The following is a 25,629-nucleotide window of genomic DNA, read 5'->3' on the forward strand; positions in this document are numbered from 1 at the left end:
CATGTGCGTGACAATCGATTTCGACAAAAGAAAAACTGGACCATTGATCGGTCCAGTTCACATCATTAAATGACATCTAACGGTTGTTTTGTCGTCGGTGGTGGGAACGCCTCGTCGAGTGCGGCAAAATCTTCCTCATTCAAATTGAGCAAGAGCGCTGCGGCATTCTCCTCGACGTGCTCGGCCTGTCCGGCTTTCGGAATGGCGATGACATGCCCACTCCGAATCGTCCAGGCAAGTAAAATTTGCGCGACCGAGGCACTATACGCCTCCGCGATTCGATTGACCGTCTCGTTTTCGAAGACGTCTTTTTTCACGTCACTTCCTTCGGCGAGCGGGGCGTACGCCATGACCGGGATGCCTTGTTCCTTCATGTAAGGAAGCAGGTCATATTCAATACCGCGACTGCCGAGGTGATAGAGTACTTGGTTGACCGCACAATGGTCACCGTTCGGCAATGCGAGAAGCTCTTTCATATCCTCGACGTCAAAGTTCGAGACACCCCACGCCCGAATCTTGCCCTCTGCCTTGAGCTGCTCCATCCCGGCAATCGTTTCCTCAAGCGGGGCGTCGCCTCGCCAGTGAAGTAAGTAAAGATCGAGATAATCCGTCCCGAGTCGTTCGAGTGACGCATCGCATGCTTTGACGAGTTTGTCGCCATACGCATTGTACGGATACACCTTCGAGACGAGGAAGACGTCCTCGCGTCGGTCTTGAATGGCTTCACCGACTAACTGCTCGGATTCACCTTCTCCGTACATCTCTGCCGTGTCGATGACATGGAGCCCACAGTCGAGCCCCGTTCGAAGCGCTTCGACCTCAGCGTCGTGCTTCGATCCCTCTTCCCCCATACGCCACGTGCCTTGTCCAAGTGTACGCATCTCCCGTCCGTCTTTCAATTCGACGACGTTTTGCTTTAATGCTGCAAGTAATAAAGAGTGTGGAAGTCGTTGATTCATGATATTTCCTCCTTTGTCCATGCTTCATGTAACGGACCCGTCGTCCCGAAGACAGGGTCAAATGTCGGTTTCTCAACTCGTTCGATTCGCTTCAAGCTGTCCGGTCGTTCTTCCGTCTTCCCGGTCAGCGTGTCATAGTCGCAACCGTCCGGATATGCCCCGACGACTTGGAAGTCTGTGCTCGCCTCGATTCGGCGGTGTCCCGTCCCTGCTGGCAAGATGAGGACATCACCCGTACTGACGCGGACGAGGTCCCCGTTCGTTCCTCCGAGTTGAAGGGTCGCTTCACCGTGTACCACGCCTAGCACTTCATGCGAGTTGCTGTGATAGTGATGATAGTCGAACACCCCGTTTACCCAACTGTTCGTCCATTCGTTATGGGCGAACGTCTCTCGCATGCCGCTCGGGTCATCAAAGACACCGCGATACAAGAGCGCCGGATAATCCGGATGATTCGGAATGGAACCGTCATCTGTAAACATAAAGGTCACTAAGTCCATCCTAACTCCCTCCTTGTCTCTGTCCATTTACCCGACTTCTCCATACAAAAAACGGTTACCTGTAGTGGATGACCGTGATTGCTGTTCAAGTGCACATGATGAAACTTGCTACCTACAACCAATGATCTAGCGTTACTTCAACCGGATTGTTTTTAAGTCCCTTTGTTTTTTCATGGACACTTTTAGTCCCTACCATTCTAATCAACATGTGAATTCTCATTATTGGATTGATTTCCACCTTCATTTTAAAAACGAAGGGTGTTTTCGGGAAGCAGACGGGTAAATAACAATGAATCTATGAAAAAGGAGTTCTCCTATGCCCCCTCATCATGAAAAGGTAGAAAAAATTGAACTGTTTTTTGATTTAGTTTTTGTTTTTACGTTCATACAACTCACCTTAAAACTTGAACGTCATCTCACTATTCATACGTTTTTAGAGGTTCTCGTTCTCATGGCTCTCATTTGGTATATCTTTGAAGGGTATATTTGGTTGACGAATACGACCAAACTGACCAGAAGAAATCATCAAATCTTCATGACGCTCGGAATGATTGGCTTCATGTTGATTTCCGTTGCGATCCCAAATGCATACAATCAAGATGGATTTATTTTTGGACTTGGTTTTTTAGTGATCGTCGCAGTACATTCAACATTGTTCTTGCTTCACAGTAATGACGATACGAAAAAGGCTATGCTCGCCATCGTTCCATATAATATCTCGTTTAGCATCATCATCCTTGTCGCTTCGCTGTTCGAGGGCAATGTGCGCCTGATTGTATGGGGAATTGTCGCGATTGTGGCGGTATTGGGACCCCTCGTACAAAAAAACAGAGGTCAATTCGAAGTGTCATCCTGGCACTTCCTTGAGCGTCATTATCTCATCTTGGTCATTGCCCTTGGTGAAACAATTGCTTCTACCGGCCGAGCCGCGATTGATGAGGATTTAACGTCCGATGTCGTCTTGACGATGGTCCTAGCACTCACCCTAACCGTTCTACTCTGGTACTCCTATGTGAAAGACGATGAAAAACGAGAAAATCGATTCTATGACATGCACACGGATAAACGAGATCAGACAGCTAAGGCCGGATTCTATTGGTCACACCTCTCGATGTTTCTCGGCATCATTTTACTCGCTGTCGTGAAGATTGCGATCATACACGATCCGATGCAGACACTCGATTTGGCACATCGTATCACGCTGTATGTCGCGATCGTCCTGTTTGGATACGGTGTCATTTACTTCAATCGGCTATTTTTCAATCTATCTTGGAAGCGACTCGCGTTTCTTGCGGTCCTGCTCGTCATCCCACTCATCGCACCATATTTACCAGCGATCATTCTCTTGCTCGTCATCACGTTTATTTACTACATTTCAATCATCGCCCCACTCCCGTTCTTAAAAACAAAGCGGGAAGAAACGTAAAACAAGCCAGAACCGCGAGTCGGTTCTGGCTTGTTTATTATCGGACTTCATTCTCGAGTTGCTTCAACTTTGTCGAGTAATACTCGATGATGTCACGGCGTCGGATGATGCCGATGAAATATTTTCCGTCATCGACGACAGGCACGAAGTTTTGGTCCGTGATCGCATCGACGAGTTCTTCAATTTGCGCCGTAATCGAGACCGGCTTATAACGAACGCGTTGTTTGATATCTTTTAGACGTGTCCGGAGCACTTTTTCATAGTCTTCTTCCCCGCGAAGTTGTTCTGCAAGTGCCCAAAGTAAATCCCCCTCTGTCATCGTCCCGGCATAAAAACCGTTCTCCGAAACGAGTGGGACAGACGTGAATCGATGATGTTTCATCTTTTCAAGCGCTTGTCGTACCGTTGATTCGGGGTCCAAATATTTGACGTCTTCTTTCGGATATAAAAAGAAAGCGATGTTCATTTAAATCTCTCCTCAATCTGTTAATCCACCCCGTTATTGTACCATGAATGGTAGGACAGGTTGAACTAATCGAACAATCCCGTCGTATTTTTATCCCCCTTTCTCCATAACGACGCAAAAAAACATCGTGATTCTTGTCACAGCGATATCTCGGTGATTCAAAAGAATTGGAAAGGAACTCCAATTGATTTATACCCTTTTTAGTTGCTTCTTATCCATCGAAACATACAAAAGGCCCCCATTAGGAGGCCAAAAATTATTGAACAAACTGTAGTAGCGTATCGTTAAATTTCTCTCGTTCGTCGAGCACGGTACCATGTCCGCTCTCTTCGAAACGTTCGATTCGTGCGTTCGGAATGCCTTGTTCCATCTGTTCAGCGAACGCGAACGGACAGATTTTGTCATGTACCCCATGGATAATCAACGTTTCGACATCAATCTTCGGCAGGGCATCGCGTAGATCTTCGTCACGTAACGCCTGTGCCGAGGCGATTGTACCATGGCTCGACGCGACGAGCGCAAGGTGGTGGAACCAGTTTTGCGTCGGTTTCGAATGTTCTTTCTCGAAGAAGATTTCCCCGAATCCTTCAAGCATCTTCGGTCGGTCCGCTCGAGTATCCTCAATCAAGGCATCGACTTCATCGGTCGTCATTCCATATGGATAGTCTGAACGTTGTGTGAAAATTGGCGCCGCGGCTCCAGCTAATACTAACTTTTTGAGACCGTCCTCTTTATAATCTGCCGCATATCGGACCGCAATCGCCCCGCCCATCGAGAACCCGACGAGCGTGAAATCTTTCAGGCCAAGTCCGTAAACAACCATGTGCACGTCCGACGCCATCGTTTCATAATCATATCCCGTTGCCGGGGCATCGGACTTCCCATATCCTCTGAAGTCAATCCCGATATAGCGATATCCTGCCTCCACGAGTGCATTTTTCTGATACTCGAACATATTATTGTTCGCCGGCCAACCGTGTAAGAAAACAATCGGTTCCCCAGAACCGACGTCTTCGACATATAAATTCGTGCCATCGTGTGCTGTAATGTATCCCATCATCAACCCTCCACTATTTCAATGTTAAGCGTAAACACTCACAACCTTCTTGTTCCCGTTTCCGACTCCAAAAAACCCTACTATGCGTCACGCCAAAGTGACTCTCCTTTTAAACAGCCTTCGATAGCTGTCGCACCTTCCCGCAACACGGCTTCCCGCCAGATCGGATCATCCGGATAAAACATTGCCATGAACTCATTTTGAATCCCGTTACGTGCTTCAGGGTCTTTCGTCCCTTCAAAGTACAGCCGATTCTCTAAGATAATCGTGAGAAATTCACGAATGGAGGCTTTCGTTGAAGTCCCGAACGTACCGAATTCAAACAATGCGGAGACGAGTCCCTTGTCCGGATATTCCGTGTCGCGTACGTAGTAAAAATGATTCGTCGAGTCCCCGAGCACTTCATCTGGGTCATACACGTTGACGTTATCGAGGCCGTACGCTTGTTTCAACTCATCTTCGGTTCGACCGTCGCGCTTACTGATGACCATCGTCACCTCGTTTGTCGGACCGAGCGCCGTATGCCAGTCCATATGCACCACTTTCCCGTAGCGCTCGAGCAAATCGTGTTGAATCCCTTTTAAGAAGATAGCTGACGGTTCGTCTTCTTCTCCCCCATAGTACACACCTTTCGGGAATTGATACTGCCCCATCCCTTTTGCTCCACTCATCGCTTTGAAGCCATCAAGCTTAATTCCAGAGCCGAGGAATGAATAGATCTGTTCCCTTGCTTCATGATAGTCGTCAATCACTCCGTCTGGTACGAAGAGATGGCGCATCAGCTCATATTCACGGTTCACGTTATATGGGACCGACTCACGATCAATGACGTAATTTCGGTTCAAATCGACATTGTGCTCATTGACCCGCCGAAAGTGTTTCATTCCCCACGGATTGACGGCATGGATGAGACAAATGCCGGTCGTCTCATGTCGTACATGTGAGAGTTGCGTCCGAACGAATTGGTGAGTCACCGCAGCACCCGCATATCCTTCAATCCCATGTTCTCCAATCGTCATGAGGAGCATTGTTTTACAATCCCGTTTCGGCTCCCCTAAAATGACGTCGATACTTTCGTCCCCAATCGAATGCGTCAACAGCTCTGCCTTCGGATAAAATCGTTTCACCTCAGACAGTAAATTTATAAATTTCTCTCGTGATTCTTCATAAGATGATGAAAAATATTGGCTCATCACACTCTCCTCCAATCTATACTCTCTACACCCATTCCCATCCTACGGCAATCTAAAAACGCTTCCTTCAGAAGGAAGCGCTACTGTCAAGGTGTCTGGATCCGTTTCGTATGTTGGCGGCGGAATGCCATCAGATAGAAAATAGGAGCAATCAGGACGGCACCGAACAACCAATACAGACCGGCATACGCATACAATCCTTCAAATGAACGGAACACCCAAGCGAGAACGGTAAAAGCGACAATCAACTCAATGGTCCATAGCAATCCCCGACGAACCGCTAACATCATCGTGTTCGTTTTTTGAAAAAAAGCTGCAACGAAGGTAATCAAAAATGCTGGAAAACTCGAGAGCCACATCATTCGATTCAACGAACTCTCGGCAAAGTACGAATTCCCGAGAGAGATGGTGATGAGGAAATGCACCAAAATGACTAACAAGACGACAATCCAACCGACGAATACATCACGTTCCATTTTTTTCATCACTCTCACCCTTTCTATAATGACAATTTTCTTAACAATTCCAAAACTGTATAAAGACAAATTTACTATCATAATAATAAAAGGTAGTATTAACTTATAAATGAAAATATTGGAGGTTATTATGATGGAAAAGTTTTCTTCAGATATTCGTACAGTTTCTCAACGCATCAAGCAACTTAAGCACTCAATTTCGACAGAAGAAGCCACGAAGACCGCCCTGATTATGCCATTTTTCCAAACACTCGGATATGACGTTTTCAATCCGGCAGAGTTTACTCCTGAATATATTGCCGATGTAGGAATTAAAAAAGGAGAAAAGGTTGATTATGCTATTATGGAAGAGGGCAAACCAACAATTCTCATTGAAGCAAAATCTATTAATGAACGATTAACGAAGCATGATTCTCAATTATTTAGATATTTCGGAACGACACAAGCAAAATTTGCAATCTTGACAAATGGTGACATGTATCGTTTTTATACAGATTTAGAATCACCTAATGTAATGGATAGCACTCCTTTCTTTGAAATTGTGTTATCTAATATAAAGGACAGTGAGATCAGAGAACTTTACAAGTTTAAAAAACAAGAATTTAATGTGAATACAATTCTTTCAACGGCCGAAGAGCTTAAATACCTTAGTGCAATAAAAGATCAGCTAAAGACTCTATCTCAATCACCTAGCGACGAACTAATTAAACTACTTATTCAAGAATGCTACCAAGGTATAAAAACACAAACAGTCGTCGATAAGTTCCGACCAATCGTTTCCAAAGCGTTTAATCAATTCATTAATGAAAACTTAAATGAACGAATCAAGCACGCAATTTCAGGTGAGTCAGAACCAGCTGTAACACCAAACATAGATGACCCTGTCTCAAATGAAATTGAGGAAGAAGTAACGGTCGATATTCCTGCACAACCAATCATTGAAACAACTCAAGAAGAAATTGAAGGTTATGCGACAGTGAAGGTATTGTTAGGATCGGTAATTGGCAAAGACCGCATTTTTTATAGAGATAATGCGAGTTATTTTAATATCTTAATCGATGACAGTAATCGAAAATGGGTTTGTCGTCTGCATTTAAATTCACTAACGAACAAATATATCACATTCCGAGATGAGCCCAACGTTCGACACAAAATTAATCATGTCTATGAAATCGAAGAATACACCGAAAGACTTCGAACAATTGTAAAAGATATCATTGAAGTTAATTAATCATCTGGACAGGCATAGAGAATAATTATCGTTCTTTATGCCTTATTTAATATTTACCCGCTTTCCAAAATCTTTTGTCCGATTCCATCAAAAAAACGCATCCCGATAATGGAATGCGTATCACTAATTAATTCACCAACTCTCGCGCCCACGCTTTCGCGCGTTCGAGTTCGCCTTCTTTCAACATCTCCGTCTCCCCATCAACCAAGAACGATTCTTTTTGAACGTTCGTTGCGCCTTTTTCAATCATTTCCCCTTCGACGCGGTTTACCGCATGACCGAACCAGTCGATGATTTTACCGAGAATCGGATTTTGTTTTTCTTTGACGACACTCGTATCAAACGCAGCCGTCTGCTTCCCTCGTAAGGCATTGTCTGAGATTCCGTCTAAAAACACTTTAATGTCCTCGGTTTCATACCCTCCATGCGTCGGTGAACCGATCACAACGAGATCAATGTGCGCGAGATCTCCCAATCCGATATTCAATACGTGTTCCATACGTGCCTCATGCCCCTTTGACAGTTCTTCCTGCATCGCATGGGCAATCTTCTCTGTATGACCATATAGTGAGTCAAAAATAATCAAAATGTTCATGGTGAATCCCCCTTTGCCGAACTTCTCTTTATCACCCTTCCCATTTCCACGTTCGTTCATTCTTCTTTTTTGTACAGCGAACTTCGCTTGAAGAGCGTCGCACTTATCATGATGATGCCCATCCCAAGTAGGCTGTAACCGAAGAATTGGATAAAGTCACGTGAATGGTACGGTGCTTCGAATCGATACTCCGCCCGTTTCCATTCTGAGCCGTCCTCGACTGCGATGACGTCCTCCACGGACTCCCCGTCGACTTCACGGTACACTGTCCCGATTGGATATCCGTTCGAGGCATTCCCGTAGTATCGTCCCGTCTCGTCGTTGACCGTTGTTCCCACTTCACCGATCACGTCACCGAGTGCATCCTCATCGATTATTGTGTCGAGCACTTCATATGCGTTTCGGTCGAACACGACAAACGTGTAGGCCCAGGAAAGGGCAGATACGGGCACCGCAATCGAGAGTGAAAGGAGAATCAAGAAAATCAGTCGCCTCATTTCAAACTCCAGACGAATGTCGCCGAATCACTGACATCAATGTCATCTGGCTCAAGTTCAGGCATCCGTGATTCCGAATAGACGATGTCCTGGCTATAAAGGACGTTCGTAGGCGAGAACAGATGAATCTCCCCCCACGTATAGTCAATTTGAAGCAAGTCCCCGAGTTCGGCGCCTGCTCCTTTCGCAAGGAGTTCTGCTCGTTTCAATGCATTCTCCGCAGCGTTCACCAATAACTGATCTTCAATCGCATTCGGATCTTTCATCGTGAAGCGAATCGAGAGTGTCGGATTTGCCCGAGATTGACTGATTTGTTCGATGACGTCCGATAGTTTGGACGTGTCGAGCGCAAATTCGAGCTTTGTTTTCTGCTTACAGACGTATCCGACAAACCGCGACCGATAATTCTCATCTCGATCGCGATACCGTTCGTATTCCGTATCGATAGAAAAGTCACTCGTTTTGAGTTCCGTCTTGTCAAACCCCGCACGCGTGATGGCTTTTTGAAGATGGGACACCGCACTTGCTGCCTCGGTCATCGTATCTTCGTATCGTGGCGCTTTCGAGACGAGGTCCATGTGAATCACAATCAAATCCGGTCGAGATGAGACGTTCCCTGTCCCTTTAACGGTAATCTTCCGTTCCATATTGATCCGCTCCTCTGTCGTTTGTTATACAGAAATTCGGTACACACTTCAGATTTCCCTTTTTACAAAATAGTCATTTTTTCCAAATCGATGCAACAAGCCCTCCGACATATCCTAGCATCGCTCCGCTCGCGATCCCGTACGTCAACTGAACACCGAAGAAGAACGAGAGGATTACACCGAGTGTCGTCCCCGCAATCAATCCAAAACAAATGATACAGTCTTTCCATTCTGGTGAATCCATCTTGCTCCTCCTTACCTATGCGCTCAATCTGACGACTTCATCTCTCCAATCGCGTTCAATTCACACTCGTTCTTTAAGTCGAATCATTTTTCTAAAAAAATATCTATTTCCGACTACCTTTTCTTCTATGTTTCTCCTATGTATCAATATCCAATACATCCAAGGTATCCTTTATTTAGGTAAGAAACAAGAAAAAATGCCAAAGATCATATCTTTGGCATCGCTTTAGGATTCATCTAATTCACTCGAAGCCAATTCATATTCTCGTTGACTCGGGAGCACTTCTTTTTTCTTCGTCGGAAACGTAGCGTCGAACGTCTCTACTTCAGCTTCTTCTACTTCCAAGCCTTCTGTAAATACTGCGACACCTTGAACCTCATCTAGCGCCCCATCATATAAAGGTAATACGAGCAGTCCTTTGTAGTACTGTCCGTCCGGCATCGCAATGCCATATTTCTTTCCACCTACAAATCCATACGGCTCATAGTGATATGGATAGCCGAGGGTTAGGATTGCACGATAACCGAGCGAACGTGCATGTTCAATCGAATGCGTTATGAGATGTCTACCTACTCCTTGTCGATGGTACTTCGGGTCGATGAAAACTGGACCGAACGTGATCGTATCCACCGATTTCTCTCCATCTACAACTTTCGACTTCGAGTAAAAGATTCCACCAGCAAGCTCTCCATCCACTTCGATGACCCATGACAATTCGCGCAAGTAATCTTCATGTTTTCGCAGTTGATGAATCGCATAATGCTCATGACATCCCGGGAAATATAAGTTCCAAAACGCTTCCCGAGCAATTTCTTCAACGCGACGTTCATCTTCTGGCCTTTCTTTTCGTATGTTGATCATCTGCCTCACTCCTTTCTATTCATTATACGAAAAAGGTCCAGCTTTCGCTGAACCTCATCGTTTATTCAGCAGCGAGCGCTGCCTCTTCTTCATGATATTTCTCGACAAAGGCATCAAGTAGCGCCCGTACCTCATCCGTCGATTTCGTTTCCATCAAGTGATGGCGAAGTTCGCTCGCCCCACGGAATCCTTTGACATAAATCTTGAAGAAACGGTGCAAGTTCGAAATCGAACGTGGCACGTCTTCTTGGAATTTATCTTGAAGGTCCAGTTGCAGACGCAACAAATCGAGATGTTCTTCCATCGAGTGCTCGCGTGGCTCTTTCTCGAATGCGAACGGGTTCTTGAAAATCCCGCGACCGATCATGACGCCATCGACCCCGTATTTCTCAACGAGCTCGAGTCCCATTTGACGGTCGAGGATGTCCCCGTTGATCGTGATGAGCGTATCCGGTGCGATCTCGTCTCGTAGCTTCACGATGTCCGGGATCATTTCCCAGTGCGCGTCGACTTTACTCATCTCCGAACGTGTCCGTAGGTGAATGGACAAGTTGGCGATGTCTTGTTTCAAGATATGCGTCAACCAGTCACGCCACTCATCGAGCTTCGAGTAGCCGAGTCGCGTCTTGACGCTGACCGGGAGTCCGCCGGCTTTCGCTGCTTGAATGAGTTCGGCTGCCACTTCCGGACGGAGAATGAGGCCGCTCCCTTTTCCGCGTTTCGCGACGTTCGGTACCGGGCAACCCATGTTGATATCGAGTCCTTTATAGCCCATCTCAGCCATCCCGATACTCATTTGACGGAAGTATTCCGGATTGTCTCCCCAGATGTGGGCGACCATCGGCTGCTCGTCCTCGGTGAACGTCAAACGGCCACGAAGGCTGCCTTTCCCTTCAGGATGGCAATAGCTATCCGAGTTCGCAAATTCCGTAAAGAAGACGTCCGGGCGTCCGGCATGGGCGACGACATGACGGAAGACGACATCGGTCACATCTTCCATCGGGGCAAGTATAAAGAACGGACGCGGAAGGTCGCGCCAAAAGTTTTCTTTCATCGTAAAATCAGTTCCTTTCATCCATACAGTCCAACAAAATCACTCATCTATTCTATTATGTCCGTCGGATTGTATCAACTGACATTACTCATAATCCGTTTCTTTCGAACGAATGAGTTGAAAAAAGTGCGGGAACCCTTCGGTCAATAAATAATGAAGCACACGATTCGTATATTCCGGTTCAATTGTTCCCGTCCGAAGTAGGGTCTGGAGGACCATCCCATCGATCCCGGCCATCGTCCACGTGGCGACCGCCCGGGTCATCGGTCCTTGTTTGACACCGTAAGCCCGTACAAAAATGGCCTCAATCCGTGTGATCCAATCTTCATACTTCACTTTGAACTTCTGTTGAATATCTTCATTTCCAATCATCGCTTCATGAGCGAGATAAAACTGGAGTCGGCTCTCCGCATCCTTTTGAAACCGTTCCTGCATGCCTTCATAAATTTCTTGGATGATTACCGCCGCTTCCTTCTGATCATCCTGAGAAACGGTCTCGATTCGTTTGACCTCACCGAGGCCCTCGTCCATCACGTCATAAAGGATTGCCTCTTTTGACGTGTAGTAATGATAGATCGCGCCCGTACTGAATCCGGCCCGCTCCGCAATTCCTCTAAGCGTCGTGCCTTTGATGCCCTGTTCGACAATGATTTCACGCGCAGCTTGTAAGATTTTTAACTTCCCTTCGTTCATCATCATCCAACACCTTCCTCTATTCTCATCGCTCATTATATCATAATGATGTGGCGAACTTTCGACACTTCCGTGTGAGCCCACGACTTCTATTGACAGCGCTTACAATATATTGTTACACTTTTCACATAAACATAACGAACGTTCGGTATGTTTATCCATTGCATTTATTTCATATCATCTCATTTTCGAAAGGAGTGTCGTTTTATGTTTTTCTTTGAGTCGATTCCTTGGCATAACGTCGTCATGTGGTTCGTCGTACTTGGGCTTTTGATTGGGTTGAATGAGTTCGTCCGTTCCGGTAAACGAGCGAGTCAACTCCTATTCATCGCGCTTCCAATCGCCTTGACTCCGATTTGGCTGTTCGTCGTCGAATCAGAAATCACGTCTTGGTTCCATTGGGTGAAAGTGTATTCCGCATTGACCGGCGCACTAATTTATATGGTCATCCGCTTCACGAACTACCATAAGAAGCACCCTTGGTATTTAGTACTCGTTCCAGCCATTCTCGCTATCAATATCATCGAGGCGGTCATCCGGGAATTTCAAGTCGGATTCATGGGATTTGAAGGGGTCGTCGATGGCATGTACTATATCTCCGGTGGTTGGAACTACGTGAACGCCGTCGCCGGTATTTTGAACGTCCTCCTGATCTGTGGATGGTTCGGCATCTTTGCGACGTCCGGTAAGAAAGTGGACATGATTTGGCCGGACCAGACGAAGTTGTGGATCATCGCATACGGGATTTGGAACATCTCCTATGTTTACTCTTGCGCACCCGGTAACGCGTTCTATTCCGGATTCGCGTTGAATATCGCCGCAACGATTCCGGCCCTTCTTTGGGCGAAGGGGACGTGGATGCAAAACAGAGCCCAGACACTCACAATTTGGATGATGTGGGTCATGACGTTCCCTTACTTCTTTGCGGTCGGTAGTACGTTTAACGTGAGCGTCTCGTATAATCCAGCAGCGAACTGGACGCTCGCAATCATCAGTCTCGCCCTAAACGTCGTCCTCGCCGTCATGCAGGTGTCACGCATCGTCAAACGACGTCTCAATCCGTTGAAAGATGAGATGTGGACCGATACCGAAGAATATAAACAAGTCGATGCATTGCGCGAAACAGAATCACCTAATCCAAAGACAGCATGAAAACACCCCATAGCAGTGGAAACTAAATTCCACTTGCTATGGGGTGTTTTAAGCAGAAGAAATGATAACGGATTATCGATCAAAACAAGACGTCGCGAGAGCAGTCGCCCAACATGTAGGACTTACGATTTCTTCAAAATGATTCAGATCCATACATTTCTTCGACCGGCTCGTCTTCCCATCGGATGACGAGCTCACTTGAATGGGAGAGACTCAGCTCCACCGTCTCACATGTCGTATCGGTCAACCACATGCAACGGAATAACAGCTGGCGATAACCATACAACTCATCTACGATTTCGAAGCGTCCCGTTTTGACGAACTGACTGAGTTGCTCGATTGGACACATCAAATAGGTCGTTTCACCAAAGCGTGTAAGTGACGAAGAATCCCGGTTCACGTTCGAAATCGTCACGGTAGCGCGGCCTGTCCACACATGTTCTTTCTTGAACAAATCACGGATTCCATCCGCAAATACGAGACGTATCATCGAACCGGTCACTGCCGCTTCTGTGATGACCGCGTCATGTAAGGAAAGCGGGACGCTTCGGTTTCGAATCGTGTATTGTTTCATCGAATTCCTCCTAAATTTACATTTTTGGACGAATCACACTTATCTCATTTGGATAGAAATAGGATCAATTAAAAATAATTCAGATGCCGTTTCATACTCCACCACTTCAGCAGTGATACGTATATTGTGACCAATTCCAAAAGGGTCTGGAATATTTTCGCCCGTTAAATTTAAGCCAGAGTAGTTTACATTACGGAGCTGAAAATTGGGGCCTGGTGTTTCGCCTTCGGTGTAGTCACCCACAAGTATCAAATAATCGAAGCGAGTATCATAACTTCCATGTTTATTTACATATGCAGTATGTGCATCGAATTCAATTACGCTACCTTCATATTCTTTTGCAAAATCTTGAAGCAATGGGTCAGACTCGAAATCCACACTTAATACGGCATTTAATTCTTTACTATTATCTCTTGTCAGCGTTTCTGGTTCTTCTTCAGTTACCTCTTCAACTTCTTCATCATTTTTCGAACTATCTTTTTCGTCTTCAGAGCTATTGCTCTCACTTGATTCATCATTTTCAAATGTGTGATATGTGATGATAATTTCTTCATCTTCTGAAGCCCATTGTCCTTCAGAGTAATCAGTTTTCCCACCTATAGAAACTTCTTCAATTTCTCCATCTTTTGTAATCCAACCAGTAACTAAGTCCTCAATTGCTTTTGTTTTGATATCTTTGAATCCACTTTTTTCAAGGTCAGCAATCACTTCTTTATAGTTTTCGCCTTCATAATAGCTAGCAGATGTAGAAATCTTTATTTGACCCTCGTGATCACTTGCCTCATCCCCACATCCAACTAGAATTGAAGTCAGACTAAAAATCATTATGCCATTTAAAATTTTTCTGTTCATAAGTCATCATCCTCCTGAAAATCGAATCATCCATTAATAAAGTATGGCAATAAAAAGATTAGATTTCCACAAGAAGATTATATTTTAACTTATTTCCATTTTATACTTTCTGAAACACATAGTTCTCCACTTGTTTCGTATATCGAGGACCTTTCATCGACTTCTTCACTTCTGTGGTATCGACGTCCTTCCCTTTCGGTAAATGGAAATACTCGTCGAGCCCCGTCTGAACGAGTTCATTTGTTCTTCCCATGACCCCAATCAATTCGAACGCCTTATCGAACCGCGCCAACGTCGCGTCTCCGTGACTATCGTTACAGAGCAAGATGCCACCCGGCTTCAAATACTGTTTCGTCGCCTGCCCGACAAATCCCGCATATTGCGAGATGATCAAATCGACCGGTCCGATGTCGAGCGGCTGCGTATAGTCCTGACCAAAGAATTCAATGGTACACGGCCCATCATATTCCTTTCGTTGATCAATCAGTTCCTGTACCGTTTCGAGTTTCTTGAAAAAGCGAATCGCCCCTTTGAAACTGTCGACATAGATGACGTGCGGGATGACGAAGGACGGGGCGATATCGACGTGACTTCCGGGATAGAGCACCCGCTTCACGTCAAATATGTTCGCAATCGTTTCATACATGCGCTTCCGGTCCCCGATCTTTTGTGCATACGCCTCATATGTTTCTGTCACTTGTTCATAGTTCATCGGTATCCTCCTAATATAAGTATCCGAGCAAGTCGAGTGTCCCTTCCGTCCATTGCATTTCTCCTACCGGCTTCACCATCAATTCGTCAAATGGTGCCTCCCCAATCCCTCGTGTCGTCTGGTTTTGGTCATCGATTTGAAGCCACATGCATGTGTTCGATACCGTATGAAACCCGATCCGTTCGTAAAGGTCCGATCGGTCAGCGAATAACAGGAGAAAGTCGATCCGATGCTCGTCACCGAGAGCAATCACCCGTTCCATCAGCGCTCCTCCGATCCCGCGTCCTTGCCATTCTTCTTGAACGCATAAGTCGATAATCCCGAGCACTCGAATCGGGTCCCCGTTCAAATTCATCACGCGAAAGTCTAAACCGACTTGCCCGATGACGTGCTGCTGTTCATCAAATGCAATCAATCGAAGATGCGGCAACTGCTTGAAGTAGCTTCGTTCATGATAAAGTGGATCAAAAGACTTCATGAGCAACTCGGTCAACTGTTTGTCGAGTGCCTCCCCGATCTCGAACTCCATCATCTGTTGAATATTCATGTCATTCCCCCGACTATACGTTTTCGATCATACATTCATCATATCAGACATACTCTTTGTTTCTTTGGCGACGAACAAAAAAACACTTATGTTTGAGTCATAAGTACTTTCCCATTTCACCATCACTTTGTTTTAGGTCGTTTCACCAATAACTCGCCCATCAGTTCAGAGACGACCCACTCCTCAACAATCAACCCTTTTTGGAAACGGGAGACGACCATGTCCACCCATTCGATCTGTTTCCCGCTCGCAGGGATGCCCATCATGTTTTCTTGATGTGTCCCGACAAGCGTACGCTGCCACGTGACAGTATCTTCTGTCTGAACGAGTACCTCGACCTTCTTCACCTTGACGTCAGGAAGCGCAGTCTTCATCTGTTTTGAGAAACGTCGAATGAATGCATGGCCTTTATACGTCCGTTCCCCTGCATGCGCGACGTATTCTGTAGCGAACACTTCAGGGACGACTTCCATCTTTCCGAGCTCCATCACTTGATACGCCGCAAAACGAATCTGTTCCTCTCGATTCATACGTTCGCCTCCTTCAGGTCAAATGGATCATTTGTTGATCTCCATCGTCTTTTCGCTCGAACTCATGAAGGTGAGCTTTGGCGAACTCGAAAAACGTCCGTGGTTCGTCCCCTGTCAATTCCTTGAACGTATGTGTGACAGCCTTTGCCGTGCCAAGGCGCGTCATCAAATAAAGCGCCATCGTTACGTTTACGTACTCTGGGCTAAGTCCCCGTTCATTGATATAGCGTGAACGGTAGTGAAGCATACTCGGCTTGGCATAGGTGATTTTTTCCCCAGTCAATAAGGTCAATTGATTGGCGATGTCCACGTAATCGAGTGCTTCAGGACCCGTCAACGTATAAGCTACATGTTGATGAGCGTCAGGATGCAGGAGAACATGAGCGATCGCTTTGCCGATATCTTCAGCATCGATAAAACTCACCTTACTTTTACCGGCAGGAATAAATATCTCACGATCCTTCCTAATCTCTTCGGCATGGACACCGGTTAAGTTTTGCATAAAGAAACCTGGACGAATGTGCGCGTAAGGAATCGATGCCTCCTCAATCATTTTTTCGATTTTATGGTGAGGGGGGAATGGATTTCGTTCAACCCCCATCAACGATAAAAACGAGACGAGACGCACGGATTGTGCCTTCATCGCTTCTACGAACGGTCGAAAGACTTCAGCGTCCCCAATCTGAGGCGGTCGCATCAAGAATACGCGGTCGACGCCATGTAATGCTTCTTCAAACGTACTCGGATCCTCGAAATCCAATCTGACCGCTTTCATCCCCGGATAGCTCTTTTCTAGTTCTTTTATGCGATGCCCTGCCACCACAACGTCTGAATCTCGACCGTTCAAATAGTTGACGACATGTTTCCCTACATTACCCGTCGCTCCAGTCACGAGAATTGAACCCATCAATCTCTCACTCCTTGTCATCCATATTTTTTTACGCTTAGTATCCGATGAACGTGTCCTTGATGATATTTTTCTTTCGTATGCCTCTGTCTTTCAAACGTGTTGAAATCGATTTTGTCATCGTTGGTGAGCTGACAACAAAGTAATTTGCATCATTGTGATATGTCTGAACGTATATCTCGAAGGACACGTGAAAATATTTTCTTCCGGTCATGAGAATAGAACGATTTCTCTTTGCATCGAATCACATGTCGTCAAAGTGTTTCATCAGTTTGACTAAATACGCTTTCATGTTAGCCACTTCCTCTTCAGTGAAAGCTTCAAATACCGTTTCATTCACTTCATCAGAAACACGTCTCAGCTCGTCTACGAGTTTCAAAGTCTGCTCGTTCAGCTTGAGGTACGCAGATCGCTTGTCGTGTGGATTTTGCACTTTTTCAACGAAGCCGTCCCTTTCGAGCCTATTGATGATTGCAGAGATGGTCGGTCGGTCGGACTCTAATCGCTGCGCAACTTCTGCTGACGTGATGTTCCCATTGTGAGCCGTGATTTGATTCAGTACCGAGAATTGCGTAGCTGTCAGATTATACTCTTGCAATCGTTTGTCTAACGCTCCTTTTAAAAATCGTGAGGACTTAATCAACAAATAAGACAAATTTTCCAAATAATCACCTTCTTCATTTCGTTCTCGACATTCTTTGGACCCGTTCCCAAAAAAGCGACACTTCTCACATCATATAGTTAGTTTACTTATTATAAGTATACTAACTATATGGGTGTATATCAAATCAAAATGTATCTTCTGAAAAAGAGGGCCTGTCATTTCGCAATAAGCAACGTGACTAAGCCCCCCTCGAATCTCTTATTCTACTTTCTCCAACCACGCCACCGTCTCCACATGCGCCGTATGCGGGAACATGTCGACCGGTGTCACTTCCATCAAGCGATAGCCACGGTCGGCGAGGTAACGCATATCACGCGCTTGTGTCGCGACGTTACATGAGACGTACACAATCCTTTTCGGTGCCATCTCGACCATCGTCTCAAGAAACGACTCGGCACATCCTTTTCGTGGTGGATCGACGACGATCACGTCCGGATTCACGCCATCTTTCTTCCACTGTGGGAGCACATCTTCCGCCGCACCACATGCGTACGTCACGTTGTCAATCTCATTGACGAGTGCATTTTGTTTCGCGTCCTCAATCGCTTCCGGGACGACTTCGACACCGTAGACGTGTGCCGCTTTACGCGCGAGGAAGAGACTGATCGTCCCGATACCGCAATAGGCGTCGACGACTTGCTCCGTACCTGACAGTTGTGCGTACTCGAGTGCTTTCCCGTATAACTTCTCCGTTTGGACCGGATTGACCTGAAAGAACGAGTGCGGAGAAATCGTGAACGTGAGTCCTGCGATTTTATCCTCAATCGTCTCATGGCCGTAAAGCAATTTGTTCGTCGGCCCGAGGATGACGTTCGTCTTGTCCGGGTTGACGTTTTGCATGATCGACGTCACGTTCGGGAGACGCTCGACGATGTCGGCGACAATCTCATTCACGCCTTTTAACTTCGTCGTCTTCGTGATGAGGACGATCATCAGTTCACCCGAATGGTACCCGTAACGGGCCATGACGTGACGGATGACACCGCGTCCTGTATTCTCGTCATACGCCGGCACACCGCGAGCATCCAATACGTCACGGACGACTTGGATCGCCTTGTCATTGCGCTCATCTTGAATCAAACATTCGCTCATCTCGACGATGTCATGCGAACGAGGGCGATAAAAGCCTGAGACGAGACGGTCCCCTTCTTGTTTGAACGGGACTTGTGCCTTGTTGCGGTAGCGCCAAGGTTCCGGCATCCCAATCGTGTCATGGACCGGTACGTCGAACTGACCGAGACGCTTGAGCGCATCGACGACGCGTTCCCGTTTTTGGCGAAGTTGACCTTCATAACTGAAGTGTTGCAGCTGGCAGCCGCCACACTGATAAAAGATCGGGCACGGCGGCTCGACCCGGTCGGCACTCGCTTCTTTCACGTTCAACAATCGGGCGAACCCGTACTGCTTGTTCGTCTTCGTCACGACGATTTCGACCGTCTCTCCCGGCAACGCGTTCGGGACGAACAGCGTATAGCCGTCGACACGCGCCACACCCGCCCCTTCATGGGTCAGGTCGTGGACATGCACATCGAGACGGTCATTCTTTTTCACTGGTAGCATACGAATGCTCCTTCCATTGCAAATAGGAATGACTGATGTCGTCATTCCTATCTTTTCACTCTGCTTTATCGAGCGAAACATTGAACAATTGCTTGATCATCTGTTCGCGTTCATATTGTGCATTCAACTCTTCCATCTCGCGGATCCGGGCGTTCGGCGCGAGCACCGTCAAATGACGGAATAAGTTCCGCATCTCCCCTGTACACTCCCCGCCGTACTCGCCGTCGATGTTCAAACTCATCGGCTCTGTCGTCTTCATCTTGACGCGACTCGTCTTCACATGTTCGACGAGTGAGCTCGATAAATGCTCTCCACGGAGGAGTAAGCGGACGACATGGATGAATTCGAACAAGTTACATTTCCGCAAAATGAACAAGTCGAATAACCCGTCATTCAACGATGCGTGCGGTGAGATCTTTTCAAATCCACCGACCGAGTTCGAGTTCGATGTGAGAAAGATCATGACTTCCCCTTGGAACGTTCCTTCGTCGTGTTCGAGCTCGATGTACGTCGGTTTGATGAGTGGTAGCTTCTCCATCCCTTTCACGTAATACGCGAGCTGACCGAGCGCCGTCTTCAACTTCGATGGCACCTCATACGAGAGCTCGGTCATAATCCCACCGCCAGCGATATTGATGAAATAGTGGATGTCACCTGTCTCTCCTTCGATTTCCCCGAGGTCGACCGGCATCTCAAATCCGTCACAAATGACGTCGAGTGCACCGACGACGCTCAGTGGAATCCGCATCGCCCGAGCGAAGTCGTTCGTCGTCCCGACCGGAATGAGACCGATTGTCGGACGATTTTCAAGCGGCGCGAGCCCTGAGATGACTTCGTTCAATGTCCCGTCTCCACCTGCGGCGATGATGAGGTCGAACTCGGCCGCCGAGGCCCGTTTTGCTTCGAGCGTGGCATCACCAATCGCTTTCGTCGCATACGTCGACGTCTCATAACCCGCATCCTCGAGGCGGTTCAAAATGTACGGGAGTTCCCGTTTGATCACTTCTTTACCAGATGTCGGGTTATAAATGACCCGCGCACGTTTCCGTTGCATATTGATTCTCTCCCCTATGCTCAACTCGAGCGAAAAGCGAGACACAAGTGTCTCGCCGCCTGCTTAGCGTTTCGCGATCTCTTCGTGGAACAAGCCATCGAGGAGTGCCGGGTTCGCCATCCCTTTCGTCTGTTTCATGATTTGGCCGATGATGAAGCCTTTCGCACGGTCTTTCCCGTTCTTGAAGTCTTCGATCATTTGCGGATGCGCCTCGAACAATTCGAGGATGTAGCCACGTAACAAGTTCTCGTCCGAGATTTGGGCGAGTCCGTTCGCTTCCACATACGCTTTCGGCTCAGCCGCCTCTTCCATCATCGCCGTGAAGACACGCTTCGCGATTTTCGATGAAATCGTCCCTTCCGCGATCAAGCGGATGAGCTCTGCGAGTGATTCCGGCGTCAACTTCATCGTCTCAACCGTTTCATTTGACTTGTTCAAGTGACCGAGTACTTCACCCATGAGCCAGTTCGCTGCCGCTTTAGGCTCGGCTCCAGCTGCTGTCGTCGCTTCGAAGAAGTCCGAGAACTCACGCGTCGACGTGAGGGCTTTCGCGTCGTATGCCGAGAGACCATATTGGCTCATGTAGCGTTCACGACGTGTTGCCGGCAACTCTGGAATCGTCGCGCGGATGCGCTCTTTCCATGCCTCATCGATTTCGAGACGGACGAGGTCCGGCTCCGGGAAGTAGCGGTAGTCCGCTGCCCCTTCTTTGACACGCATGAGAATCGTCTTTTTCGCAGCTTCGTCGTAACGGAGCGTCTCTTGACGCATGACGCCACCTGAGAGAAGCAATTTGCGATGACGCGTCTCTTCATAGTCGAGCGCCTTCAAGACGTTTGAGAACGAGTTCAAGTTTTTGAGCTCCGTCTTCGTCCCGAACTTCTCCTGCCCGTATGGACGGACCGAGATGTTACAGTCACAGCGAAGCGACCCCTCTTCCATCTTGACGTCCGAGACGCCAGCGAACGAGAGGACTTCTTTCAAACGTTCGAGGTACGCGACCGCGTCTTTCGGTGAGCGCATATCCGCTTCACTGACAATCTCGATGAGTGGTGAACCGGTCCGGTTGAAGTCGACGACCGAGTGCTTCTCGCCCGTATGGTTCATCTTCCCGGCATCTTCTTCTAAGTGTACACGCTCGATGCGGAATCGTTTCATCTCTCCGTCGACTTCGACGTCGACGTGACCGTTCGAGCCGATCGGCTTATCGAACTGGGAGATTTGATACGCTTTCGGCGTGTCCGGATAGAAGTAGTTCTTCCGGTCGAACTTCGTATCTGTCGCAATCTCACAGTTGAGTGCCATTGCCGCCTTGATGGCGAGGTTGACCGCTTCTTCGTTCAATTTAGGCAAGACGCCCGGGTGTCCGAGACAAATCGGACACGTCTGTGTATTCGTTTCGGCACCGTAAGTGCGTGAGCAGCCACACCAAATCTTCGACTTCGTGCTCAGCTCGGCGTGCACCTCGATCCCGATGATCGTTTCAAAGTTCATCGTAAGTCCTCCTTAGAGCTGTGGCATCTTGAAACCGCCGTTTGCTTGTTCAAAAGCATGGGCCACGCGGTAAAGTGTTGATTCATCAAAGTAGTTCCCGATAATTTGAAGACCGACCGGAAGTCCTTCTGAAAGACCTGCCGGGACCGAGATGGCCGGGATACCGACCAAGTTGACCGGAATCGTCATAATATCGTTCGCGTACATCGTGAGCGGATCGTCGAGCTGTTCGCCGAGTTTGAACGCTGTCGTCGGAGCAGTTGGGCCAACGATCGCATCATACGCTTCGAACACTTTCGCGAAGTCCTGCTTCATGAGGGTACGGACTTGCTGGGCCTTCTTGTAGAACGCATCGTAGTAACCAGAGCTGAGCGCATATGTCCCGAGCATGATCCGGCGCTTCACCTCGTCACCGAAACCTTGTTCACGCGAATACGTGAATACTTCGTCGAGCGTGTCTGCTTCAGCGCGGCGTCCGTAACGGATGCCGTCGAAACGAGCCAAGTTTGAAGAGGCTTCTGACGAGGCGAGCAAGTAGTAAGCCGAGAGGGCATACTTTACGGACGGAATTGAGACCGTCTCGATTGTCGCACCGAGAGACTTGAGCGTCTCAATCGCTTTTTCAATCTGTTCACGGACGCCAGGCGCGACACCTTCTGCCATGAACTCTTCTGGGAGAGCGAACTTCATCCCCGTCAAATCTTGGTTGAGCGCTGCCGTATAATCCGGCACCTCAACCTCGGCTGACGTGGAGTCCATATCGCAGTGTCCCGCAATCGTATTCAATAAGTAAGCATTGTCTTCAACGGTACGCGTGAGCGGACCGATTTGGTCAAGTGAAGACGCGAAGGCAACGAGACCGAAGCGTGAGACGAGACCGTATGTCGGTTTCATACCGACGACACCGCAATAAGCGGCCGGTTGACGAATCGAACCACCTGTATCCGAACCGAGGCTAAAAAGGACTTGCCCAGCTGCGACCGATGCCGCTGAACCGCCTGAAGAACCTCCTGGTACACGTGTCGGGTCCCATGGGTTTTTTACTGGTTTGAACGCGGAATTCTCGTTTGAAGAACCCATCGCGAACTCGTCCATGTTCAACTTCCCGATTGTGACGGTACCGGCGTCATGAAGACGCTCGACGACTGTCGCATCGTGTGCCGGGACGAAGTTCTCAAGGAACGTCGAGGCACATGTCGTGCGCATCCCTTTCGTGACGATGTTGTCTTTCACGCCGATCGGCATGCCGAAGAGTGGATTGTCTGACGTTTTCGCGAGCTCATCCATACGTTTCGCCTGTTCGAACGCCTCTTCGTTCAGTGTCAAAAATGAACCGATTTGATCATCTGTCGCTTCGATTCGGTCGAACGACTCTTTGACGAGGTCCGTGACCGTGACTTCGCCTTCTTTTAATAGCGTGTGCAGTTTCGCTACACCGTGGTCAAATAAACTCATGAAAGGCCTCCTTACTCAAAGACCGCAGGGACACGGACTTGACCGTTCTCCCAGTCGGGTGCCATCCGTTCGACTTCCTCACGTGGAAGCGATGGACGAACCTCGTCTTTGCGTAGTACGTTTTTCAAATCTAGGGCATGGGTCGTCGGTTCGACGCCCGTTGTATCCAGCTCATCGAGTTGCTCGGCGAACTCGAGAATTTTTGTCAATTGCTCCGTGAAGTGCGTCACTTCTTCATCCGTGATCGCAAGTCGGGCAAGTCCGGCGACGTGCCGAACTTCAGCTTCTGTAATGCGAGCCAAAATTCCCACCTCCAACAGTTTTCAATACATCGTTCATTATCATACCACTTTTTCATGAGACAAAAAAGAAAATCTATCTCGTTTCAAATTGTGTCATTTTTAATAAAGTAGGGGAATCTCGTCTGAATATTGACCCGCTTTCGAAATTAGCTATACGGTCGATGACAGATTCTGATTATGCTAAAGGTAGAACAGATTCGTAAGGAGGAATCGTATGTCGATTCGGAATAAACTGATCACTGCTTTTAGCATCATGTTTGTGTTGCTTCTCGGTGTAAGCGGTTACTCGTGGTATGCCCTGAACGTATCAAAAGCAGCGCAAGAAGACATGACCGTCTCCTGGGTACCTGGGATGGACCAAATTCATCAAGTTGATAAACAGCTGCTCGAAATACGTCGTCACTTGGTTCGTCACGTCCTCGTCGATGACGCGGTGACGAAACAAAACATTGAGCGGGACATTCAAACGTCCGTCGCGATTTTAGAACAGCGGATGGATAGCTACGACGATACGATTATCGCGGACGAGGATCAACAACTTTTCGATCAAACAAGTGCGAATTGGACCGACTATCAGAACGTGATGAGTGAACTTCTTCGTATCTCAAACGAAGAAGGTACAGCTGCCGCTGAAACATATATCCGTGATACAGCCGATGCAAGCGCAGATACACTCTCGAACTCCCTTGGCCTCCTCGTCAACTTGAATCGCGAGGAAATCCAGACAGACACAGCCGCCGCCGCTGAGCTGTTCGACCAAGTTCAACTCACACTATTTATCGTCCTTGGAATCGCTGCCGTCATGACAATCCTCATGATGCTCTTCATCTTCCGATCAATCTTTGAACCACTAAAAGAGTTCAAAACGAAGATGCATGAGCTCGCCACGAGTGATGGGGATTTGACGACGTCGATTCCTGTGAAGCGCCGTGACGAGTTCGCCGGACTCGCACGTGACTTTAATCAGTTCATCGCCAACCTGCGTCAGTTAATTCTTCAAGTGAACGACGTGACGACAGGGGTGACGAAACAATCGACACATATGTACGAAGAGTTGAAAGAACTCGACACATATATGACGACGACCGCTGCGACGACAGAAGACTTGACCGCCGGTATGCAACAAACGGCGGCGAGCGCACAAGAGATGAACGCTTCCGCCTCAGATATGGAGCGGACGATTCACCACATCGTGACGATGGCCGATGAACGAAAAACGGAAGCGAGACAAATCGATGAACGCGCCCTCTCCCTCAAGTCGCACGCAGTGGAGGCGAAAGAGAACGCGATCAGCGTCCTTCAGTCGACGCGTGCAAACTTGGAGAAAGCGATGCAAGATGCGAAAGCCGTCCGTGAAATTGCGACGCTCACAAACGACATCCTCGACATCGCCGCTCAGACGAACCTATTGTCGCTCAATGCATCGATCGAAGCGGCACGTGCTGGTGAGGCCGGACGTGGATTCGCCGTCGTCGCCGACGAGATCCGAAAACTCGCCGAGACGAGCCGGGCGACCGTCGAACGCATTCAAGTCATCTCAACAACCGTCCTTCATTCGGTCGATCATTTGAACGAGAGCTCCGGACAGATGCTCAACTTCCTCGACACGAACGTCTTGAAAGACTATGATCAACTGGAAGTGGCGGCCGGACAATATAGCTCGGACGCAGGACGTTTTGAGACGACCGCGACCGAATTCGCCACTGCTGCTGGAGAACTCGAGCAGTTGACTTCGAACATGATCGGCGTCATTCAAGATGTAGCGACGACCGTCAACAACGGGGCACTCGGCACGCAGGAGATTGCTGAAAAAGTGACGATGTCCGTCGAACGTTTCACCGAACTGAACCACGCGACTGAACAATCGCAACAAAAGATGGAAGAACTCGACTCACTGATTCGCCAATTCAAGGTATGAAAAGAACCC

29 protein-coding genes are annotated in these 25,629 nt (G+C 47.8%); 4 read left to right on the forward strand and 25 right to left on the reverse strand.

Features of this window, described 5'->3' with window-relative positions; all coding sequences use genetic code 11:
* Positions 1 to 65: 65 nt before the first annotated feature.
* Positions 66 to 959 (reverse strand): aldo/keto reductase, encoded by an 894-nt coding sequence (locus KNO95_RS07200; protein ID WP_285801756.1) that lies wholly within the window; start codon positions 957 to 959, stop codon positions 66 to 68.
* Entirely contained in the window at positions 956 to 1,459 is a 504-nt protein-coding gene (locus tag KNO95_RS07205) for a cupin domain-containing protein (protein ID WP_214878533.1), read from the reverse strand. Before KNO95_RS07205 ends, KNO95_RS07200 begins: the two co-directional genes overlap by 4 nt.
* Positions 1,460 to 1,775: 316 nt before the next feature.
* On the opposite strand from KNO95_RS07205, the gene KNO95_RS07210 reads away from it, so the two are divergent.
* Positions 1,776 to 2,885, forward strand: coding sequence for a low temperature requirement protein A (locus tag KNO95_RS07210; RefSeq protein WP_214878535.1), 1,110 nt, complete (start codon positions 1,776 to 1,778; stop codon positions 2,883 to 2,885).
* A 37-nt stretch (positions 2,886 to 2,922) separates the two neighbouring features.
* On the opposite strand, the gene KNO95_RS07215 is transcribed toward KNO95_RS07210, so the two are convergent.
* The 4 genes from KNO95_RS07215 to KNO95_RS07230 form a co-directional block, all read right to left on the reverse strand.
* Complete coding sequence (locus KNO95_RS07215) at positions 2,923 to 3,351, reverse strand: CBS domain-containing protein (RefSeq protein WP_012727014.1); 429 nt, start codon at positions 3,349 to 3,351, stop codon at positions 2,923 to 2,925.
* 256 nt (positions 3,352 to 3,607) lie between these two features.
* Positions 3,608 to 4,411: an alpha/beta fold hydrolase gene (locus KNO95_RS07220; protein WP_214878537.1), complete on the reverse strand. Its 804-nt coding sequence runs from the start codon at positions 4,409 to 4,411 to the stop codon at positions 3,608 to 3,610.
* Positions 4,412 to 4,488: 77 nt separating this feature from the next.
* The gene (locus KNO95_RS07225; RefSeq protein ID WP_214878539.1) at positions 4,489 to 5,601 is read right to left on the reverse strand and encodes a M14 family metallopeptidase; all 1,113 of its coding nucleotides are present in this window, start codon (positions 5,599 to 5,601) and stop codon (positions 4,489 to 4,491) included.
* Positions 5,602 to 5,687: 86 nt separating this feature from the next.
* The gene (locus KNO95_RS07230) at positions 5,688 to 6,086 is read right to left on the reverse strand and encodes a hypothetical protein (protein WP_214878542.1); all 399 of its coding nucleotides are present in this window, start codon (positions 6,084 to 6,086) and stop codon (positions 5,688 to 5,690) included.
* 124 nt (positions 6,087 to 6,210) lie between these two features.
* On the opposite strand from KNO95_RS07230, the gene KNO95_RS07235 reads away from it, so the two are divergent.
* A complete protein-coding gene (locus tag KNO95_RS07235; RefSeq protein WP_214878545.1) occupies positions 6,211 to 7,308 on the forward strand; it encodes a type I restriction endonuclease in 1,098 nt (365 codons plus the stop codon).
* Between the two features lie 127 nt (positions 7,309 to 7,435).
* Here the strand turns inward: KNO95_RS07235 and KNO95_RS07240 are convergent, their stop codons facing one another.
* The 7 genes from KNO95_RS07240 to KNO95_RS07270 all read right to left on the reverse strand — a co-directional run bounded on the left by KNO95_RS07240 (position 7,436) and on the right by KNO95_RS07270 (position 11,905).
* Positions 7,436 to 7,903: a flavodoxin family protein gene (locus KNO95_RS07240; protein WP_026825350.1), complete on the reverse strand. Its 468-nt coding sequence runs from the start codon at positions 7,901 to 7,903 to the stop codon at positions 7,436 to 7,438.
* 56 nt (positions 7,904 to 7,959) lie between these two features.
* Positions 7,960 to 8,400, reverse strand: coding sequence for a hypothetical protein (locus KNO95_RS07245; protein WP_214878547.1), 441 nt, complete (start codon positions 8,398 to 8,400; stop codon positions 7,960 to 7,962).
* Positions 8,397 to 9,047 carry an SIMPL domain-containing protein gene (locus tag KNO95_RS07250; RefSeq protein ID WP_214878549.1) on the reverse strand — a complete coding sequence of 217 codons (651 nt, stop codon included), beginning with the start codon at positions 9,045 to 9,047 and terminating at the stop codon, positions 8,397 to 8,399. The genes KNO95_RS07245 and KNO95_RS07250 overlap by 4 nt, the downstream gene beginning before the upstream one ends.
* Positions 9,048 to 9,120: 73 nt before the next feature.
* A complete protein-coding gene (locus tag KNO95_RS07255) occupies positions 9,121 to 9,291 on the reverse strand; it encodes a hypothetical protein (protein ID WP_161634147.1) in 171 nt (56 codons plus the stop codon).
* A gap of 225 nt (positions 9,292 to 9,516) precedes the next feature.
* Positions 9,517 to 10,152, reverse strand: coding sequence for a GNAT family N-acetyltransferase (locus tag KNO95_RS07260; RefSeq protein ID WP_214878551.1), 636 nt, complete (start codon positions 10,150 to 10,152; stop codon positions 9,517 to 9,519).
* A gap of 61 nt (positions 10,153 to 10,213) precedes the next feature.
* Positions 10,214 to 11,206, reverse strand: coding sequence for a tRNA dihydrouridine synthase (locus tag KNO95_RS07265; RefSeq protein ID WP_483297734.1), 993 nt, complete (start codon positions 11,204 to 11,206; stop codon positions 10,214 to 10,216).
* An 84-nt stretch (positions 11,207 to 11,290) separates the two neighbouring features.
* Positions 11,291 to 11,905, reverse strand: a complete 615-nt coding sequence (locus KNO95_RS07270; protein ID WP_026825345.1) for a TetR/AcrR family transcriptional regulator — start codon at positions 11,903 to 11,905, stop codon at positions 11,291 to 11,293.
* Between the two features lie 201 nt (positions 11,906 to 12,106).
* Between KNO95_RS07270 and KNO95_RS07275 the strand changes: the two genes are divergently transcribed.
* Complete coding sequence (locus KNO95_RS07275) at positions 12,107 to 13,051, forward strand: DUF5692 family protein (RefSeq protein ID WP_026825344.1); 945 nt, start codon at positions 12,107 to 12,109, stop codon at positions 13,049 to 13,051.
* A gap of 133 nt (positions 13,052 to 13,184) precedes the next feature.
* On the opposite strand, the gene KNO95_RS07280 is transcribed toward KNO95_RS07275, so the two are convergent.
* The 12 genes from KNO95_RS07280 to gatC form a co-directional block, all read right to left on the reverse strand.
* Positions 13,185 to 13,625 (reverse strand): hypothetical protein, encoded by a 441-nt coding sequence (locus KNO95_RS07280; protein WP_214878554.1) that lies wholly within the window; start codon positions 13,623 to 13,625, stop codon positions 13,185 to 13,187.
* 39 nt (positions 13,626 to 13,664) lie between these two features.
* Complete coding sequence (locus KNO95_RS07285) at positions 13,665 to 14,477, reverse strand: DUF4839 domain-containing protein (protein ID WP_214878555.1); 813 nt, start codon at positions 14,475 to 14,477, stop codon at positions 13,665 to 13,667.
* Between the two features lie 100 nt (positions 14,478 to 14,577).
* Entirely contained in the window at positions 14,578 to 15,189 is a 612-nt protein-coding gene (locus KNO95_RS07290) for a hypothetical protein (protein ID WP_214878556.1), read from the reverse strand.
* A gap of 10 nt (positions 15,190 to 15,199) precedes the next feature.
* Positions 15,200 to 15,736, reverse strand: coding sequence for a GNAT family N-acetyltransferase (locus KNO95_RS07295; protein WP_214878557.1), 537 nt, complete (start codon positions 15,734 to 15,736; stop codon positions 15,200 to 15,202).
* Between the two features lie 122 nt (positions 15,737 to 15,858).
* Complete coding sequence (locus tag KNO95_RS07300; protein WP_214878558.1) at positions 15,859 to 16,266, reverse strand: ester cyclase; 408 nt, start codon at positions 16,264 to 16,266, stop codon at positions 15,859 to 15,861.
* Positions 16,267 to 16,279: 13 nt separating this feature from the next.
* Positions 16,280 to 17,173 (reverse strand): SDR family oxidoreductase, encoded by an 894-nt coding sequence (locus KNO95_RS07305; protein WP_251129271.1) that lies wholly within the window; start codon positions 17,171 to 17,173, stop codon positions 16,280 to 16,282.
* A 244-nt stretch (positions 17,174 to 17,417) separates the two neighbouring features.
* Positions 17,418 to 17,837, reverse strand: coding sequence for a MarR family winged helix-turn-helix transcriptional regulator (locus KNO95_RS07310; protein WP_214703351.1), 420 nt, complete (start codon positions 17,835 to 17,837; stop codon positions 17,418 to 17,420).
* Positions 17,838 to 18,035: 198 nt separating this feature from the next.
* Positions 18,036 to 19,397: a 23S rRNA (uracil(1939)-C(5))-methyltransferase RlmD gene (gene rlmD / locus KNO95_RS07315; protein WP_214878561.1), complete on the reverse strand. Its 1,362-nt coding sequence runs from the start codon at positions 19,395 to 19,397 to the stop codon at positions 18,036 to 18,038.
* A 55-nt stretch (positions 19,398 to 19,452) separates the two neighbouring features.
* The gene (locus KNO95_RS07320; protein WP_026825339.1) at positions 19,453 to 20,451 is read right to left on the reverse strand and encodes a diacylglycerol kinase; all 999 of its coding nucleotides are present in this window, start codon (positions 20,449 to 20,451) and stop codon (positions 19,453 to 19,455) included.
* Between the two features lie 63 nt (positions 20,452 to 20,514).
* The gene (gatB, locus tag KNO95_RS07325; protein ID WP_214703349.1) at positions 20,515 to 21,945 is read right to left on the reverse strand and encodes an Asp-tRNA(Asn)/Glu-tRNA(Gln) amidotransferase subunit GatB; all 1,431 of its coding nucleotides are present in this window, start codon (positions 21,943 to 21,945) and stop codon (positions 20,515 to 20,517) included.
* A 12-nt stretch (positions 21,946 to 21,957) separates the two neighbouring features.
* A complete protein-coding gene (gene gatA / locus KNO95_RS07330; protein WP_214878563.1) occupies positions 21,958 to 23,400 on the reverse strand; it encodes an Asp-tRNA(Asn)/Glu-tRNA(Gln) amidotransferase subunit GatA in 1,443 nt (480 codons plus the stop codon).
* Positions 23,401 to 23,411: 11 nt separating this feature from the next.
* A complete protein-coding gene (gatC, locus tag KNO95_RS07335; RefSeq protein ID WP_012727041.1) occupies positions 23,412 to 23,702 on the reverse strand; it encodes an Asp-tRNA(Asn)/Glu-tRNA(Gln) amidotransferase subunit GatC in 291 nt (96 codons plus the stop codon).
* 214 nt (positions 23,703 to 23,916) lie between these two features.
* Between gatC and KNO95_RS07340 the strand changes: the two genes are divergently transcribed.
* Complete coding sequence (locus tag KNO95_RS07340; RefSeq protein ID WP_214878565.1) at positions 23,917 to 25,620, forward strand: methyl-accepting chemotaxis protein; 1,704 nt, start codon at positions 23,917 to 23,919, stop codon at positions 25,618 to 25,620.
* Positions 25,621 to 25,629: the final 9 nt, after the last annotated feature.

Source organism: Exiguobacterium sp. ERU653 (assembly GCF_018617775.1).
GTDB classification, from domain to species: domain Bacteria; phylum Bacillota; class Bacilli; order Exiguobacteriales; family Exiguobacteriaceae; genus Exiguobacterium; species Exiguobacterium marinum.